Annotated in this window: 12 protein-coding genes; 3 read left to right on the top strand and 9 right to left on the bottom strand. The window is 50.4% G+C overall.

The annotated features are described in order from the left end of the window. Nucleotides 1-42: 42 nt before the first annotated feature. From RHM61_RS07015 to RHM61_RS07005, 3 genes are all read right to left on the bottom strand, one after another. On the bottom strand, nt 43-3,018 hold the full coding sequence (locus tag RHM61_RS07015; RefSeq protein ID WP_322250413.1) for a rhamnan synthesis F family protein: 2,976 nt from the start codon (nt 3,016-3,018) through the stop codon (nt 43-45). Nucleotides 3,019-3,117: 99 nt separating this feature from the next. Continuing rightward, nucleotides 3,118-4,503, bottom strand: a complete 1,386-nt coding sequence (locus RHM61_RS07010; RefSeq protein ID WP_322250412.1) for an ABC transporter ATP-binding protein — start codon at nt 4,501-4,503, stop codon at nt 3,118-3,120. After that, nucleotides 4,493-5,311, bottom strand: coding sequence for an ABC transporter permease (locus tag RHM61_RS07005; RefSeq protein WP_322250411.1), 819 nt, complete (start codon nt 5,309-5,311; stop codon nt 4,493-4,495). Before RHM61_RS07005 ends, RHM61_RS07010 begins: the two co-directional genes overlap by 11 nt. 413 nt (nt 5,312-5,724) lie before the next feature. On the opposite strand from RHM61_RS07005, the gene RHM61_RS07000 reads away from it, so the two are divergent. From RHM61_RS07000 to RHM61_RS06990, 3 genes are all read left to right on the top strand, one after another. Continuing rightward, nucleotides 5,725-6,498 (top strand): exodeoxyribonuclease III, encoded by a 774-nt coding sequence (locus tag RHM61_RS07000; protein ID WP_322250410.1) that lies wholly within the window; start codon nt 5,725-5,727, stop codon nt 6,496-6,498. Between the two features lie 422 nt (nt 6,499-6,920). Continuing rightward, nucleotides 6,921-8,092, top strand: a protein-coding gene (locus RHM61_RS06995) for an IS3 family transposase (protein WP_322248900.1) whose coding sequence is annotated in 2 segments (ribosomal slippage) — nt 6,921-7,185 and nt 7,185-8,092 — 1,173 coding nt in all. Because the reading frame shifts where the segments join, the coding sequence is not laid out codon by codon here. A gap of 16 nt (nt 8,093-8,108) precedes the next feature. After that, on the top strand, nt 8,109-8,582 hold the full coding sequence (locus RHM61_RS06990) for a HipA domain-containing protein (RefSeq protein WP_322250409.1): 474 nt from the start codon (nt 8,109-8,111) through the stop codon (nt 8,580-8,582). Between the two features lie 228 nt (nt 8,583-8,810). Here RHM61_RS06990 and RHM61_RS06985 read toward each other — a convergent pair whose 3' ends face one another. From RHM61_RS06985 to metX, 6 genes are all read right to left on the bottom strand, one after another. Continuing rightward, entirely contained in the window at nt 8,811-9,005 is a 195-nt protein-coding gene (locus tag RHM61_RS06985; protein WP_322250408.1) for a type II toxin-antitoxin system Phd/YefM family antitoxin, read from the bottom strand. Nucleotides 9,006-9,096: 91 nt separating this feature from the next. After that, nucleotides 9,097-10,761 (bottom strand): bifunctional UDP-sugar hydrolase/5'-nucleotidase, encoded by a 1,665-nt coding sequence (locus RHM61_RS06980; protein WP_322250407.1) that lies wholly within the window; start codon nt 10,759-10,761, stop codon nt 9,097-9,099. Nucleotides 10,762-10,892: 131 nt separating this feature from the next. Beyond that, entirely contained in the window at nt 10,893-13,340 is a 2,448-nt protein-coding gene (locus RHM61_RS06975) for a TonB-dependent receptor (RefSeq protein ID WP_322250406.1), read from the bottom strand. A 367-nt stretch (nt 13,341-13,707) separates the two neighbouring features. Next, nucleotides 13,708-14,604, bottom strand: coding sequence for a M48 family metallopeptidase (locus RHM61_RS06970; RefSeq protein WP_322250405.1), 897 nt, complete (start codon nt 14,602-14,604; stop codon nt 13,708-13,710). Nucleotides 14,605-14,658: 54 nt separating this feature from the next. Then, nucleotides 14,659-15,288, bottom strand: coding sequence for a methionine biosynthesis protein MetW (gene metW, locus RHM61_RS06965; RefSeq protein ID WP_322250404.1), 630 nt, complete (start codon nt 15,286-15,288; stop codon nt 14,659-14,661). Next, entirely contained in the window at nt 15,285-16,436 is a 1,152-nt protein-coding gene (gene metX, locus RHM61_RS06960; protein ID WP_322250403.1) for a homoserine O-succinyltransferase MetX, read from the bottom strand. The genes metW and metX overlap by 4 nt, the downstream gene beginning before the upstream one ends. Nucleotides 16,437-16,624 lie beyond the last annotated feature (188 nt).

The following is a 16,624-nucleotide window of genomic DNA, read 5'->3' as shown; positions in this document are numbered from 1 at the left end:
GGCAAGCAAAACAAAATTGGCATCCGTAAAAAATACATCCGCTTACCAACGTGGGTTGGAAAAACTGAACTGGTGAGTGAAATCGGCATACTGAGACCACTCCTTCGGTACCGTCTCCACCGCAACACTTGGAACAACAAAATTTCTTTCTACCAGCGTCAATTTCATTTCCTGCTCAAATTCAAACGCATTCCATTTTTTTGCCAAAATATACCCTGAGCGTAAAATCATTTCCAGCGTGGCAGGAGTCATTTTGCGATTCGTCACTGAATGAAAAAATAAGGCTCGCGGGTTAGTTTTCAAAGCAAAACCATGCGCCTTAGCTCGCCATGAAAAATCGACATCCTCGCAATACATAAAGAAAGTCTCGTCAAATCCAGCTGTGGCCTCAAAAGCCGCTCGCGGCACAGCTAAGCAAGCACCAGACACCCAAGGGGTATCCAAGGTGTGAGGATCATATGGCTTTGGATGCTCAGATGGGAATTGGAGAGCCTCCACAATTGCACGGCCATTTGCTGCCATCATGGTTTTCATCATTTCGCTGATTGCATCAGGATGCAAAGCACCATCAGGATTAATCGCAATGTACACATCAAACTGCCGAGCAAACGCAATTTTCATCAAGTGATTGTGCCCGGCACCAAATCCTACATTCCCTTTCGGCGCTTGCCGCTCGATTAAATCGGACTGTTCGATATACTCAGTCGTATCTGCGCCGTTATCAAGGACAAACAGCTTAGCATTTACTTCATACCCGGCTGTTTGCAAGGAAATCTTGGCAGACTCTATGGCAAGCCTTAATTCTTCGCGACTATTATTGTAAGAAACCAAACCTATCGCTATTTTCACAGCGGGATCGAGCACTATTGCCGTCCCTAAAGCGCTGTCACGAACCCGCTCAAACAGGGATGATGCAGCGTTCGCGACGGCTGGAACTGGTAAAGCTCGCGGCTTGACACCATTTGGCTTGAGGAGCTCAAAACCGTATTCGGCCTGATAGTGCAGAAACGCATCAGCATCAGCCACTTCGATGATTGCAGGAGTGTTTGCAAAAAACTCCGAACAAGCAACTTTCATCCATTGGTAGCCAGCATATTCACAGCTGTGAAAGAACACGCGCTCCAGTGCATGCGCCAAGGTCGCGTCGGTTTGCCCGAGTTCAGGATCAAACTTTTCTATACTCAAGTGCAAGTCGAGCAAGGGTTTTAATGCCGCCGTTCTGGCCCAAAACATTGAGCCTGAAGGAAAGTCGAGTGCGGCTTTTTCATCGATGCCAAACCCCATCCGGGTCGCCAAGGCAGAGGCTTTTGCAAAATTTCCACCCCAGTTAGTCCAGTGCCGCATCGGCTCAAAATGTTGCGAAGAAATCATTCCTAATTTCGGGTTTGTCTCAAATGCAAACAAAATCGACTTAACAATTTCTTCATTCCCGAGCAAACTTTCGAATATAAAGTGACGCCAAGGGGCTAACACATTGGCATGGTGTGATCGTTTTCCGTGCAAGCACAACACGTACTCGTATTTATGATAAACATCAGCAAAGCTGATTAATTTCGGCGCGATGTCTCTGCCACGGTTGGGAACAATTCGGACATCCACCGTCCCCTTAGTCCAACTTTTAAAAACCTGTTGGATAATTCCCGCTTTAAATGCATCCGTAGTCGAAATATAGATATCTACATTGCAGGGTATTTTCGAAAGATAAGTGCGGCACTCAACCGCGAGATCTTCGTAAAACAAGTGAATCACGGCGGCGACAACGGTGTTGTCAGCTAAAACCGGTAATTCAAATTTGAACGGAATCGCCAAACTGTAATCAATGTCTAAAGAACGCGCTGCTTCAGGAGGCGTAGCGACGGTCGGCAAGGTCAACGCCGCTACCTTGGAACAAAATTTCGTGAAAATTTTATTCTTCGCAAGAAATTTCCGCTTTAATAAGTTTGCCAGGTAAGGCCAACCTTTTGTCGGCCCCAGAAAAATCAGCTCTGTTAAGAAAATACTTCTTTTCAAAAAACGCCCTATCGCTTGTCTGAGCGACAACGGTACTGCTCTTGCAACATAGCGTAGTGGCGCGGAAATCTGCCAAGTCGTTGAGGTCAAGATCGTTTGTAAAACCAGATTGGTTTTTCGCGACTCTTGCTCTATTCGTGCAAGTTCCTCTTCAAGCCGATTCTGCTGTTCGGTCAACTGCAATTTCCCAGCCACATGTTTTTCACATTCATGCTTTTTTTCCAGCAACATCGTTTTTAAGTTAAGGATTTCTGCTTCAAATTTTTTCTGAGCAACATTATTTTTTAACTCGTACTGCCGATAAATTTCTGCCAGAGAAGTATCGAGTTGCCTGGTTTCGCTCGGAAACGCAGTCAAAATAAATTGAAAGGCCATGGCGTTCGGTCGTTCTTGAATTTTTTTCCGTAAATCCGCATCCAGTGCGTCCCAATACTTTGAAAATTCGGGATGGTCGATATCCGCATTGACGCTGTCAAAATGTACTACCGAGTAAGCCTTGGCCAAGAGGAGCTCACGCAAACTTTGCTCGGTAAAAAAATGGACGTGGGTTTTATCGAGAAGGCCCGTTTCAGCATAATGAAAAGTACCTTGAAGCAATGATGCAATGACGCCACCATACGCAATATTGGGGGTCGAAATAATCAGTATTCCATCAGGCTTCAAAAGCTGCCGGAAATATTCAAAGCACCTACCAGGATCACGTAAGTGTTCTAATACATCGGCAGCAACGATGACGTCGAAGGCCGCCTCGCCGCTCATCTCTTGAGGCCAGTCGGCATTTTCTAAATTAATCGCATACACGGCGCTGCAATACTGCCGAGCCGTCTCGACTGCAACAGCATCAAAATCGACACCAACCACTTGGCATCCATGTGCTTGCAATATTGCAGACATATGCCCGGAGGAACATCCTAATTCCAATACTCTTTTGTCATAGCCGACCAAACGTATTACACGTGCTGCAATACTGTTTGAATTGATATCAAATTCATAAGCGTATCGGTTCATTCTACAAATATTCCTTTTTTTATTCGAAATACACACGATCGCCGTGTTTTCGCTGTATTTTCGATCAGAGCAGAAAGTGAAACTTTTCTGAGCTCTAAATTATTCTGTAATTTTAAATTCTATTTTCCGCATAGGAATACCGACTAAACCGGTGACCGCCGACGATGATTCTGATCTTAAAATCATCGCATCGTTAATCCAGTCCAAAGGGATATGCTCTTCATTGCTACCGGAGGCAACAGCAACGCAAATAGAGTATTCCCCCTTCAACAGAATCGGCATGAGAAAGTGAAATTCTGCAACTATCGCGCTGCCCGCTCGAACATTCAGCGGAGCATCATGGTAAGTAAAGTAAGTGTTATCACCAAATAAGATTTGACCCAAGCGGTCTTTTACGTAAAAACCAATGATGGGTGAAAAAATATCTTGTGTGATGTTTGCTCGGATAATAAATGTGACTTCTTCCCCGCCAACAACCCAAGTGAGCGGGGTATTAGTTTCATCGCATAACTCAACCGAAAAAATCTCGGCTTCCTTGGTACCGAAACGCGAGACATCTTGGTTAAATTCAATAATTTTTATATCGTTGCGTAGATTAGTGTTATTCAACCACGCCAAGCGGCCATCTTTTCGTTCGACTGAGATGGCTGTTCGTTTCGCTGTTGGCTCGATTTGGACACGAGCGGCAGGACCCTGGATAGATTCATAAAATGCTTGCAGATAAAGATCAGAAACCTCTTTCGCCGACCCATGGGCTTGCACCACACCCTTCTCCAGCCAAAGCGCGGCTTGACAGATATTTTTTACCGCTGCCGTGTCATGACTGACAAAAAGTATAGAGCCGTTTTCAAGAAATTTTCGCAGAAAGCGCATACATTTTTGTGTAAAAAATGCGTCGCCTACTGCTAAGGCCTCGTCAATCACAAGAATATCTGCATCAACATGGGCAATGACAGCGAAAGCGAGACGTACATACATCCCGCTTGAATAAGTTTTCACTGGCTGATCAATAAACTCACCAATATCAGCGAAAGCGATGATGTCATCCAAGCGCTGGGCGACTTCCGCCCTCGACAGACCGAGCAACTGACCGTTCATGAAAATATTTTCACGACCTGAATATTCGGGATTAAATCCTGACCCTAATTCCAACAAAGCAGCCACGCGACCTTGAATTTGCACGTCTCCAGTCGTCGAATTCAAGGTGCCACAAAGAATTTGCAACAGTGTGCTTTTCCCTGAACCATTGCGGCCAATGATGCCGAGCGTCTCGCCCTTTTTTAATTCAAAATTGACGTCGCGCAATGCCCAGTGTTGGCGCGAACAAGCCGCCGCCAACTGAGACAGTTTTAAGCGAAACTTTAAAACAGGACACAAGCGTGCTAGCAAGGAATACAAACCTTGGATCAATCGATCGTTCGGTTTATCATACATTTGAAAGCACTTGCCAACGTTAGTAACTTTTATGACGAGGTTAGAGGACATCAGCAAATCCTGACCGTGTTTTTTGAAAACAAACAAACCCCAACCATGCTGCAAGACAAGACATTGCCGCGTAGATTAGCCAATGGCTTAAATCCGGCACCAAGCCCCAGATTTGAACGTTGCGTGCTTGCTCTATAGGATAGACCAATGGATTAAATTGAGCAATTTTTTGCCACCTGACAGGTACTGAGGACAAGGGAAAGAAAACCGGCGACAAAAACATCAAGCCCGTAACAAAGATACCAATCGTTTGTCCTATATCCCTCAAAAACACTCCCAAGGCCGACAATAACCAACTAAACCCCAGACAAAACAGAAAAAATGGCAAAACAATAAAAGGGAGGAAGAATACCGTCAAAGGAATGTGCCCAATCAATATTAGTTGAAATATAAGCAATACTGACGCACTCACGAGCATATGAAACATCGACGAAAGAAGATTTACGCAAGGTAGTATCTCCAAAGGGAATATTATTTTTTTTACGTAGCTCTCATTGAGCAATATCAGTCCAGGTGCCCTGGTGATATTTTCGGCGAACAGATTAAATATAATTAAGCCAGTAAACAGTACGATGGCGAATTCGCTACGTGAGGAATTGCCTGCGCTCCAACGCGCTTGGAATATCTCACCAAAAACAAAGGTGTAGATGACCAGCATGAGAATTGGGGTGAGGAGCGACCATAAAACACCAAGTTTAGATCCTTTGTATTTGCCAACGGCATCACGTTTGGCTAATTCAATGATAAGTTCTCTATGTTTAAATAAAGTACGGGCAAGTTGTAGAGGAGAAGTTGAGTATTTCGTCATTGCTTAAGTAACACATGCAGATAAACCATTACACGTGTATGTAGTAGTTGGTGGAATCCCACACAAAAAATGGGCAGCGCATTAATTTGGTTCGCCAAAAAGCCTGAAACACGCTCAATGAAGCGATCCTGAGCTTCAACTTTCATAATCGCAAGCTCTATTACAAATGGTTAATCTTATTTAAGAAGGTATAATTATTTCTTCTAAGTATACCACTGGGCCAAGAGCAAGTTAACTTAAGTTAGCTAAACGACAATTTTCTCATGGGGATAGTGTTGTCAGAAGTGCGCCGTCAAACCACATTAGCAAACCCATATTCCCCTACGGTAATTTTGCAGTCCCCGACTATTCGGCTCAGCATAGTTAGGCTTCGCGAATACCCTTACTAACTTTTTAGCTTCGACAGTAATTCCATGACCAAAATCATCTCCGCCAACCTGAATGGCATCCGTTCCGCTGCAAAAAAAGGCTTTTTCGAATGGATGGAACAGCAAGATGCCGACTTCGTCTGCGTGCAGGAATTAAAAGCCCAAGCCGGCGACATGACGGCAGATTTCCTCACACCGCACGGCTGCCATGGACATTTTCATTATGCGGAGAAAAAGGGTTATTCGGGTGCCGGCGTCTACAGTAAGCAAGCACCGGATGCCGTGCATATCGGCTTTGGCAGTGCCGAATTCGATCCGGAAGGACGTTATGTGCGCTGCGACTTCGGTAATTTGTCGGTGATCTCGGTGTACTGCCCATCCGGCTCTTCCTCGCCGGAACGGCAGGAAGCCAAGTTCCGCTTCATGGCCGAGTTTTATCCCCATCTGGCCATGCTGATGGCGGCCGGACGCGAACTCGTCATCTGCGGCGACTGGAATATCGCGCACAAAGAAGTCGATTTGAAAAATTGGAAGAGCAATCAGAAAAATTCCGGCTTCTTGCCCGAAGAACGGGCTTGGCTCAGTCGCTTATTCGACGAGCAAGGCTGGGTCGACGTCTATCGCCAGTTGCACCCGGACTTGACCGGCGAAGCCTACACCTGGTGGAGTAATCGCGGCCAAGCTTGGGCCAATAATGTCGGGTGGCGCATCGATTATCATGTCGCCACGCCGGCCATGGGTGCAACAGCGCGCTCGGCATCCGTTTACAAAGAGCAGCGCTTTTCCGACCATGCACCGCTGACGATTGTCTACGCCTGAGCAAAAAACAAAGCGTCGCTTGCGACGCTGGAACCAGCCAACAACTTAATGGATCGTCGCAAGCGACGATGGAAAAGACTCTGGAAGGGGTTTGCATCCCCTCCCATCGCGTCGCTCCTTCGTCGCTCACCGGCCAAAAGAGGCTGTCGCAAAAGCCTGATGGACGTTTTTTACACCTGAAACACCGCATACCTCGTCATTCCCGCATGCTTTTGGCGGGAACCCAGCGTCGTTTTTTACACTGAAAATGCCACAATTTCTGGCATTTTCAGTTAACCACGAACGCCGCTGGGTTCCTGCCAAAAGCGCGCAGGAATGACGTGGCCACCAGTTGGGGTAATGATACCGACTCACTATGTAATGGTCTAATGTTTACGGACACCTCAATAGGAGGAATAATTACCTAAACGAGGAAAATAAAGATGACTGGGAATAAAAAATACGAAGCTACTTTTAAACTTGAAGTGGCCCGGATGGTGCTGGATCAAGGCGTAGCGGTTGCTAAAATCGTGAAAGATATGGGTATTGGAGAAACCGCCGTGCGGCGCTGGGTTGAACAATATCGCGCTGAACAAGGTGGCCAGGCTGGCATAGGGAAACCACTGTCTGCCGAGCTGCAACGGATTCGCCAACTCGAACAAGAAAACCGTCTACTGCGTTCGGACAATGACCTGTTAAAAAAAGCATCGGCCTTCTTTGCACGCGAAATGAAATGATCTACGAGTTAGTCGATCATTGGCAAACGAAGGCCTCGGTAGCACAACTGTGTCGTCTCTTGGGAGCGAGCCGGTCTGGCTACTACGCAGCAAAAGCAAAGACAAAAATGACCGCAATATGTGTCACCAGCGTGCATCTGAAAGCGGAATTCGCTGCCAGTGGCCGCAGTTATGGCAGCCGTCGCCTGGTCAGTGCACTGCACGCCAAGAACATCGTCATTGGCCGCTACAAAGTACGGCGCTTAATGCGTGAAGCCCAGATCAAAACCGTCTGGAAGAGAAAATTTATCAACACGACAGATAGCAAACATGATTTACCAATAGCGAGCAATATTCTCAATAGACAGTTCAACCCAGCAGAGCCCAATCGCGCCTGGACTTCCGATATTACCTATGTCCGTACGCGTACTGGCTGGTTGTATTTGGCGGTCGTGATGGAGTTATTCTCACGAAAAATCATAGGCTGGGCAATGGGGCCAACGATGCCAGCTGAATTGGTTTGTCGGGCGCTACGGATGGCGGTTGAGGCACGTAAGCCGGCAGCGGGTTTAATTTTGCATTCCGACCGTGGCAGTCAATATGCCAGTCATGAATACCAACATTTACTCAAACAACATGGCCTTGTTTGCAGTATGAGCCGTAAAGGAAACTGCTGGGATAACGCGGCGATGGAACGCTTCTTCTTAAATTTAAAGATGGAGCGTGTCTGGCAACGCGATTACGCGAATCAAATGGAAGCCACAAAAGACATCATTGAATACATCGTAGGCTTTTATAACTGCTTACGATTGCATTCAACGCTGGGCAATTTGCCGCCCATGATTTACGAAAAAGAAATGGCAGAAAAAAAACCTATTGATGTGTCCGAAATAACTTGACCACTACACTACCCTTTTGCGACAGCCTCTGAAGGCCGGGGTTTCAAACGCTAGTCAGATTTTTGATGAAATGATCGGCAACTTTGATGCGCATGTGAAGAATTTCTCACTGCTGTATGAGACAGCTACCGCCCCCTGTCTTTCGCCCACGTACGATATCGTCGCCTACTCCGGGTATCTTGCTGGTGAGGGGAATGGATTGAAGTTCTTCCCTGATAGCAAAGAACGTGAAAAATTGCTTCCGGCTATAGTTCGCAGACTTGCCAATTTTCTTGGCATTCCTGAGAAAGCCTTATCCAAGGTCATAGCAGATACGGTAAGTACCGCCGTAGCGAAATGGCCTAAAGCGATTCGTCGCTCAGAATTGTCACGACTGCAAAAAATAAATTTGCTGACGCATTTTAAACATAACCCAAGTGTTGAAGCACTACGGAAAAGAAAAAAAGCCGCATGCTTACGGGGCCGTCCTGACCTGGAGTTGCCAGACTAAACCGGGGAAGCGCAGATTTAATCCAAGCGGTTTGTTCGTCGCCACTGAGGCGCACTGCTGCGTTGCCTTTCATTGCATCCTCATTGGCAACGGACAATTCCACAGCGATTAAATCTGCGCTTCCCTAGGCTTACATCACCGACTAAGCCAAAGGTTGACCAAGCCTAATGGCACAATGCGGCCTCACGGCTGACACTTGGGTCGCGCTCAAGATCGATGCCATCCATATCATACAAGGGGGGACTGGCGCATGAAGTCAAGCAAGGACTGTTGATTGCCGCTCAGTCGCGCAAACATGGCCTGAGAGAGTACCACGCCCACCGCTTGACCGTGCACGGTAATGCTTTGCGGCCCTTCACTGGCGGCACACTTAAGTACTTCCGATAACTTGGCTTTGGCGTCTTGCATTTGCCAGATAGGCATCATCAAGCTCCCTATTTCATTATTCTGACTATATAGCTCATCGAGAGTGGAAAAAATCTGCCACAGTGTCGTACACCCCGCCCCCTTCTGATTACGGCAACACGCGCTGCACCCGATCAAGTTCAAGCTTTGCCAAGCCTGCACCGTGTTTGCTCAAATAAGCCAACAGCGCTTCGAGATCACTGCCGATCAATTGGCGTTCGCGGCCCTGCTTGAATACGTCAAAGCCATCGCCGCCGCCAGCCAGAAAGCTATTGGCGACGACCGAATAAGTGCGTGTCACGTCAAGCGGCACGCCGGCAATTTGCACCGCACTGATCCTTTGTTGCGGCTCTGCTTGTGGGTTCCAGCGATACCGCAAATTCGCGGCGGAGAACAGTTTTTGCGGTTGTTCCGGTAATTTCATTTGCTGTTCGAGTAAGTCCTTGATCTGCGCCCCGCTCAATTGCATGCGTACCAGTTGGTTGTTGAATGGCTGGGTCGCGTACACGTCGGCATAACTGATAGGCGCACCGGCCGGTAAGTCGGCGCGGATGCCGCCGGCATTCATGAAGGCCAGATCGGTCGGACCGTGTTGCTGTGCGTAGTCTAATTGGGCATCGGCAATCACATTGCCGAGCGCACTGTCGAAGTTCTGCCCGCGCGAAGCACGCAGAATCGGCTGGCTCAAACTGGCTACCGGACGTAAGCGCAGTGTCGCGGTTTGCGCCGCCACCTGCTCGACCAAGGCTTGCGCTTGCGGGTCGGGCGTGATCGTGGTCTGGTCAATCAAATGGTTGACGGCGGAACTGGCAATCACACGATGCTGCCGGCGATCTATGGTCAGGCTGGTTTCGGTCAGGTAAGCGCCGGCGCTCAAGCCTTGCACCAGCAAGTGGCCATCACGCTTGCACGTGTAGGCTTGATGGGTATGGCCGGAGACGACCAGGCTGATAGCCGGATCCAACTCTTTACTGATGGCCAGTAAAGGCCCTTGCAAACCCGGGCACAGATAACTGGGATCGTTGGCCGGACCGGGATACTTGGCACCTTCGTGTAGCAACACGACGATGGCGTCGACCCCTTGTTTTTGCAATTCCGGCACGTAACGATTGATGCTGGCCGCTTCCGGTGCGAAACGCAAAGCGGCCACGGCATCGCCGGCTACCAGTTGCGGTACCGTGGCCGTCACAGCACCGATAAAGCCGATGCGGACATCGCCGACCTGGCGTATTTGATACGGTGCGAGCCAAGGCTCAGTGCTGCCCTGGGCATGGATATTGGCAGCCAAATAGCTGAACTCAGTACCATGAAAATCGCGGTAGGCACACACGCCGGCCGGACACTCGCCGTTAATTTTGCGCTGCAATTCAGCCGTGCCGGCGTCGAATTCGTGGTTGCCGACCGCACTCAGGCTGAGACCAAGTCGGTTCATCGCCAGCAGCGTCGGTTCATCCTTGAGCAAGGCCGAGCCCATCGGTGCGGCACCGATCAAATCACCGGCGGCAACGACGATGCTGGCATCGACGGCTGCGCGTCGTTGTTTGAGCTTGGCGGCCAAATAGGCATAGCCGCCGGCCGGTATGGCCGCTGCGGTGCCGGCTGCGGTGGAATCGCCGGGCTTGGCCAGGTAAGGCAGGGGCTGGCTCGCTTGTAAATTGCCATGGAAATCATTGATGCTGAAAATCGTGACGGTGCGCAAATCGCCTTGGGCGCTGGCACTGGCACACAGCGCCAAACTGAAAGCCAAGCCCAAGCAAGTACGTGAAGAAAACATCTGGCCTGCTCCTTGATTAAAAAATCAAACAAAAAAGGTCTGCAACACGCGCCGCGTGGCAGACCTTGAAATCAACGTTCCCCATGTCAAACCGACGTCGTGCCAGCACGACGTCATGTTATCGCATCAGGTCAGAAATCTGCCGACACAGTAACGGACGTAAAGCGTGGCGCACCCAGATAGTAAAACACGCTTTTGCCGCTGGCGGTACCGTAAGGCAGTGCATTGGTGATGTTGAAGCTCGATGGATCACGGTACTGCTTGTTAGTGATATTGCTGACATTGAGACGAATGGTCGGCTTTTTGAAAATACCGGCATTCGGGAACTGGTAACCGGCATCAAAGTCGAGCAAAGTGTAAGCCGGAACCAATTCATCATTGGTCATGGTGGCCCATTGTTTGCCGGTGAATTTGGCTTTCAAACGGGTATACCAGGCACCGGTTTCATATTGCGCACTCAAGCCGGCTTTCCAGTTCGGTGTCAGCGTCATCTGTTTGCCAGCCGTCGGCAACACGGCCGTTGAACTGACGATCAGATTGTCTTTGATTTCGGTGCTGATGTAACCGAGCGAGCTGTAGAACGACCAGCCGTTGACGGGAGTATTACCCAATTCCAGTTCGACACCTTTGGCACTGACCTTACCAACGCTGGTCAGGCTGCTTAATTGCGTGGTCGGATCATAGGCAGTCGCTTGGCGATTGCGGAAGTCGACTGCATACACGGTGGCTTGGGCCGTGATTTTGTCATTCTGCAGACGGTAGCCGAGATCGAGGTTATACGAGGTTTCAGCCTTGACATCGACTGGCAAGCTCGCGGTACCGGCAGTCGGGCCGGTGGTGGCGACGACTACGTTACCCGAAGTTTGGTAGATGAAATTCGGCGGCGCTTTCATGTTCTTGGCCAGGCTGGCGAAGACTTGGTTGTTGTTGTCGATCTGATACTTGAGACCGAATTGCGGCAGCAATTCGGAGTAAGTACGTTTGATATTGTAGGTGTAACCGGCTTGGTTGATGGCACCGGCTGCAGTGGTATTGCTGGCACTGGAATTGGTGATGCCTTCATTGGCGTAGTTGGTGAAGTCGCGCTTCATGGTCGGCGCACGCAAGCCAATGTTGAGGCTCAGTTTGTCATTGAGCAGGCTGATCGTGTCTTGGGCAAAGAATTGGTAAGCCGTGCTGATGGTTTTCGAATCACGCGCTTGGAACGGTGTGCCGTCCGGGCGCAGGATCAGGCCCTGTTTGAGCCAGATATCAGTAGGACTGCCGTTGGCATTGACCAAGTTCATCGGTCCGTATTGGTCTTGGGTCGCGCGTTCGATCCAGAAACCAGCCAACAATTGGTGGTTGTCGTGGTTATGCAATATCGAGGCAGTGATGCCGGGACGATTAGTGCGCGTCACACTGCCGCTGGCAACGATGACCTTGTCTTTGGCATCGCCATCACCGTTCAAATCGACCGAAGCAGTATTGGTATGGGTGGCAGAATTGAGGAAGGTGCCCTCATTCTGCAAACGTTGCTGCACACCGCCGGTGCCATAGCCATACCAGTAGTAAGGCAGGATTTTGATGTCGGTATTTTCGCCGATACGGAATTTAGCCGTGACTGAGGCGATGATGTTTTCAAACGGGTTTTGTGTCAGCTTGTAATACGAATCGGCATTGGCTTGATTGACATCGCTGCCGGCCGTGCCTGGTGTGGCGGCGCTGTGACCGATGAAGCTGGTCGAATAATCGTAAGTGTAACCATTCTTGGCCAGATCGGCCAGGTTGAAGGTGCTGATGTTTTGGTTGATGGCGCGGTTGTAGAGCAACGTACCGTTGATCGAGTTGAAGCGATCAAAATCGGTACGGAAGCCGATATCGACGTGCTTGCGATCCGCACCGCCCTGGCCTTTGAATTTGTCGGCCATCGCTTGCGAGGCGGAAACGAAAATGCGGGTTTTACCATCGGCCAACAGGCCGGTGTCATAGCGCATGTAGGTTTTCCACATATTGAGTTCACCCACCGTTTGCATGACGCGGAAATTCTTTTCCTTGGACGGATCACAGGTGGTGATGCCGATGATGCCGCCGGTCGCGCCGATTTGTGGTGAATCAACGTCGGTCGAACCTTGTGTCACGAATTGGGTGCAGGTATTTTCTTGGTCGACGAATTCTTGTGGGAACACCGAGAAGGAACCGGAATCATTGACTGGCACGCCGTTGATGGTCAGGCCGATTTGATCGCTGTTAAAGCCGCGCAGTGTCAAACCACCGCCGAACAGACCGGTCGCATCGTAGTTGTAGCTGTTTACCGAAGGCATGAGTTCCAAGGCTTGGTAAGCATTGCCGGTCGGACGCAGTTTCGTCAATTCTTCGGCATTGATGGTGCTGCGTGCTTTTGGCGCATTTTCTTGCACCATCAAGCCCATGCCGACTTTTTTGCCGGTGATGGTGACTTGTTTGGAATCGACCGGATCGTTATTGCTATCGCTTTGCTGCGCATACGCCGGGCTAAAGCTCAGACACGCCAATTGGCAGGCGACGGCCAGCAGCGATAGACGCGGCTTGAACGTCGACGAGATGGTGGATTGTTTCATGAACTGCTCCTGATGAATGACGGAAATAAATAAAATCGGTAAAAACCTGGGCCGGGCTCAGGCCTTAAATGGTGCTTGCGTCCATCGTTACGCGAGAAAAAATGTGGACGCGCAATCGTTTGCTTTTTTTCGCAAAAAAAAGCACAGGCTCGAACTTTCATCACTACGGAGCTCGAACAATGAACGGACTGATTCATAAGCCGACGCAGTGTTACATTAAATTATGAAGGGTTGATGACACAAGCGGCGGGGGTGCGCAGGTGTGAAAAAAACGCCACACAGGGCATTTTTTTCGGTCGAACGGTAAGGAGATTTACGGCAATGTCGGGGATTTCATGCTAAGAAAGTGCTTCAAGGCTCTATCCCCTCAAGGATACGACACCGGCGTGATGCCTTTGACATTGCTACGATAAGGCGCGATGGCCGTGGCCGACAGCCCTTTCGAGTGGAGATACAAGGGCATGACTTCGGGCAAATGGCGCGTAATGGCAGCAATCCGGCTATCGCCGGCCGGATGGGTAGACAACCATTGGGGCGGCGCGCTCTTGTTGACCATCGCCATTTTTTTCCACAACACAACACCGGCGCGCGGATCGTAACCAGCCCGCGCGGCCAAGTCGAGGCCGACCAGATCGGCTTCGCTTTCATCTTGGCGCGAAAATGCCAGCATGCCAACATTGGCGGCCTTACCGGCCAGCGCCCCGGCCAGATACGGGTCATAACCTTTGACGCTGGCGACCACTTCGGCCACACGCACACCGAAATTCGCCACCACCGCTTTGCCGGCACGTTCGGCACCATGCTCGCGCAAGGCGTGGGCGATTTCATGGCCCATCACGATGGCGACTTCATCGTCGCTGAGTTTGAGGGTATCGAGGATGCCGGTATAGAAAGCGATTTTCCCACCCGGCATGCAATACGCATTAACTTGTTTCGACGCAATTAAATTGATTTCCCATTTCCATCCGGAAGCGCGCGGGTTCCAGCGCTCGGTGTAGGGAATGAGTTTTTGGGCGATCGCCCGCAAACGTATAACTTGTTGATTGTCATCGGGGCCGAGCGCGCGTTGTTGCTGCGCCTGCCCTATGGTTTGGGCATACTGGGCAGCCGCTTGTTTTTCCAAGGTGCCGGTTGGTGCCAGCTTGCGAAACATCGACATATTGCCGACTTTAACGCCGTCGTCAGCGGCGCGCTCCTGCGCCAGTGCGGTAGCACCGAACTGCCAAGCGGCCAGCCCTATCAGCAGAGAAGTCGAGCATTTCATCATGAATCCATCATAGTACAAAGCAGTGTTTGAGATGCTGCCGATATGGCGGTTTTAAAGGGACTGCACGCGTTTCGGCGAAGGAAGCTTACGCAAACGAAATACCGCCAAACTGCCACGCCAGTTCGGTAGCCAGGTCACCGGTTTTCCCTCATGCAGCGCGACACATTCCATGACTTCCAGCCCGACTTCCTGCGCCAGATCGGAAAAATCATAGATCGTTGCACAGCGCACATTCGGTGTGTCGTACCACTGGTATGGCAGACTTTTCGACACCGGCATCTTGCCCATCAACAGCGCGGTTCGGTGCGGCCAGTAACCGAAGTTCGGGAATGAGACGATGGCTTCGCGTCCGACCCGCGCAATATCACGCAACAGCGGTTCGACATGCTTCATCATTTGCAACGAGGACAGACACAGCACGGTGTCGAAGGCATTGTCATCGAACATGCCGAGGCCATTTTCCATATCCTGCTGGATCACATTGATGTGGCGACGGGCGCATTCGAGCACTTTGTCGTCGGCGATCTCGATGCCATAGCCATGGCAGGCGCGGTCGGTTTGCAAATAGTCGAGCATCACGCCGTCGCCGCAACCGACATCGAGTACTTGGGTCTGTGGTTTGATCCAATCGGCAATGAAGGCGAGGTCAGGACGCAGACGGCTTAATTCAGAAAAATTCATGTCGGCTTTCCAGCCACCTCAGTGGCAATGCGCGCAAAATACGCGGCGATGAGATTCAGGTAGCGCGGATCGTCGAGCAAAAAAGCATCATGCCCGTGTGGCGCATCGATTTCGGCATAACTGACGGTGCGTTGGTTACTCACCAAGGCGCGCACGATTTCGCGGCTGCGCTCGGGCGCAAAGCGCCAGTCGGTGGAGAACGAGACCAGCAAGAATTTGGCGGCAGTCTGGGCCAGCGCGCGCTGTAAGTCGCCGCCGGTATGGCGGGCCGGGTCGAAGTAATCGAGTGCCTTGGTGATCAGCAGGTAGGTGTTGGCATCGAAATAGTCGGAGAACTTGTCTCCTTGATAGCGCAAATACGATTCGATTTCGAAGTCGACGCCAAAGCCGAATTGGTAATCGTCAGATTTCAAATCACGGCCAAATTTTTCCGCCATATCGTCATTCGACAGATAGGTGATGTGACCGATCATGCGTGCCACCCGTAAGCCATTGCGTGGCACCACACCATGGGCGTAAAAATCACCACCGTGAAAATCGGGATCGGTCAGAATTGCCTGACGCGCGACATCATTGAAGGCGATGTTCTGGGCCGATAATTTCGGCGTCGAGGCAATCACCACGCAATGTTGTAAACGCTGTGGATACAGAATGCTCCAAGCCAGCGCCTGCATACCACCAAGCGAGCCACCCATGACGGCGGCGAATTGAGCGATGCCGAAGCGGTCGGCCACGCGGGCCTGGGCATTCACCCAGTCTTCCACCGTCACCACCGGGAAATCGGCACCATAGGGCTTGCCGCTGGCAGGATTGATATGCATGGGGCCGGTGGAACCGAAACACGAGCCAAGATTATTCACGCCGATGACGAAGAAATGATCGGTATCAACCGGTTTGCCGGGTCCGATCATGTTATCCCACCAACCGACGTTTTTTGTTTGCTCGGGATAATAGCCGGCCACATGGTGCGAGGCATTGAGTGCATGACAAATCAACACCGCATTCGACTTTTCAGCATTGAGGGTGCCGTAAGTTTCTATCATCAAGGTGTAAGCGGCAAGGACGGCACCGCTCTGCAGCGGCAGCGCTTCTTCAAAGAACCACGCTTGTGGCGTGACCGGACCGACCGATTGAGGTGAAACAGACATACACACTTCCATCGAGAAATTCTCGTTTAAAAAAATTCAAGGAAGGCTAAAAGGGGGACTCGATGGAAGCCATGCAAGCTCGCTTTAGCCGTATTTATGGTCCGGACAAGGTCCGAACTGCGCCCGCAAGCTGATTTTCAAATCGGCGCAATCTTTCGAGGATAACCAAATCAGCGGCAGCCGTCAAA

Origin of the sequence: Undibacterium sp. CCC3.4 (assembly GCF_034347425.1) — a bacterium.
Taxonomy (GTDB): domain Bacteria; phylum Pseudomonadota; class Gammaproteobacteria; order Burkholderiales; family Burkholderiaceae_D; genus Undibacterium.
The sequence above is the reverse complement of the archived record's forward strand: the minus strand, read 5'-3'. Positions and strand labels throughout refer to the sequence as shown.

Excerpts from the sequence above, each read along its gene's own strand:
- RHM61_RS07015 (WP_322250413.1), bottom strand. The coding sequence starts at position 3,018 with ATGAACCGATACGCTTATGAATTTGATATCAATTCAAACAGTATTGCA.
- RHM61_RS07010 (WP_322250412.1), bottom strand. The coding sequence starts at position 4,503 with ATGTCCTCTAACCTCGTCATAAAAGTTACTAACGTTGGCAAGTGCTTT.
- RHM61_RS07005 (WP_322250411.1), bottom strand. The coding sequence starts at position 5,311 with ATGACGAAATACTCAACTTCTCCTCTACAACTTGCCCGTACTTTATTT.
- RHM61_RS07000 (WP_322250410.1), top strand. The coding sequence starts at position 5,725 with ATGACCAAAATCATCTCCGCCAACCTGAATGGCATCCGTTCCGCTGCA.
- RHM61_RS06985 (WP_322250408.1), bottom strand. The coding sequence starts at position 9,005 with ATGCCTATCTGGCAAATGCAAGACGCCAAAGCCAAGTTATCGGAAGTA.
- RHM61_RS06980 (WP_322250407.1), bottom strand. The coding sequence starts at position 10,761 with ATGTTTTCTTCACGTACTTGCTTGGGCTTGGCTTTCAGTTTGGCGCTG.
- RHM61_RS06975 (WP_322250406.1), bottom strand. The coding sequence starts at position 13,340 with ATGAAACAATCCACCATCTCGTCGACGTTCAAGCCGCGTCTATCGCTG.
- RHM61_RS06970 (WP_322250405.1), bottom strand. The coding sequence starts at position 14,604 with ATGAAATGCTCGACTTCTCTGCTGATAGGGCTGGCCGCTTGGCAGTTC.
- metW (WP_322250404.1), bottom strand. The coding sequence starts at position 15,288 with ATGAATTTTTCTGAATTAAGCCGTCTGCGTCCTGACCTCGCCTTCATT.
- metX (WP_322250403.1), bottom strand. The coding sequence starts at position 16,436 with ATGTCTGTTTCACCTCAATCGGTCGGTCCGGTCACGCCACAAGCGTGG.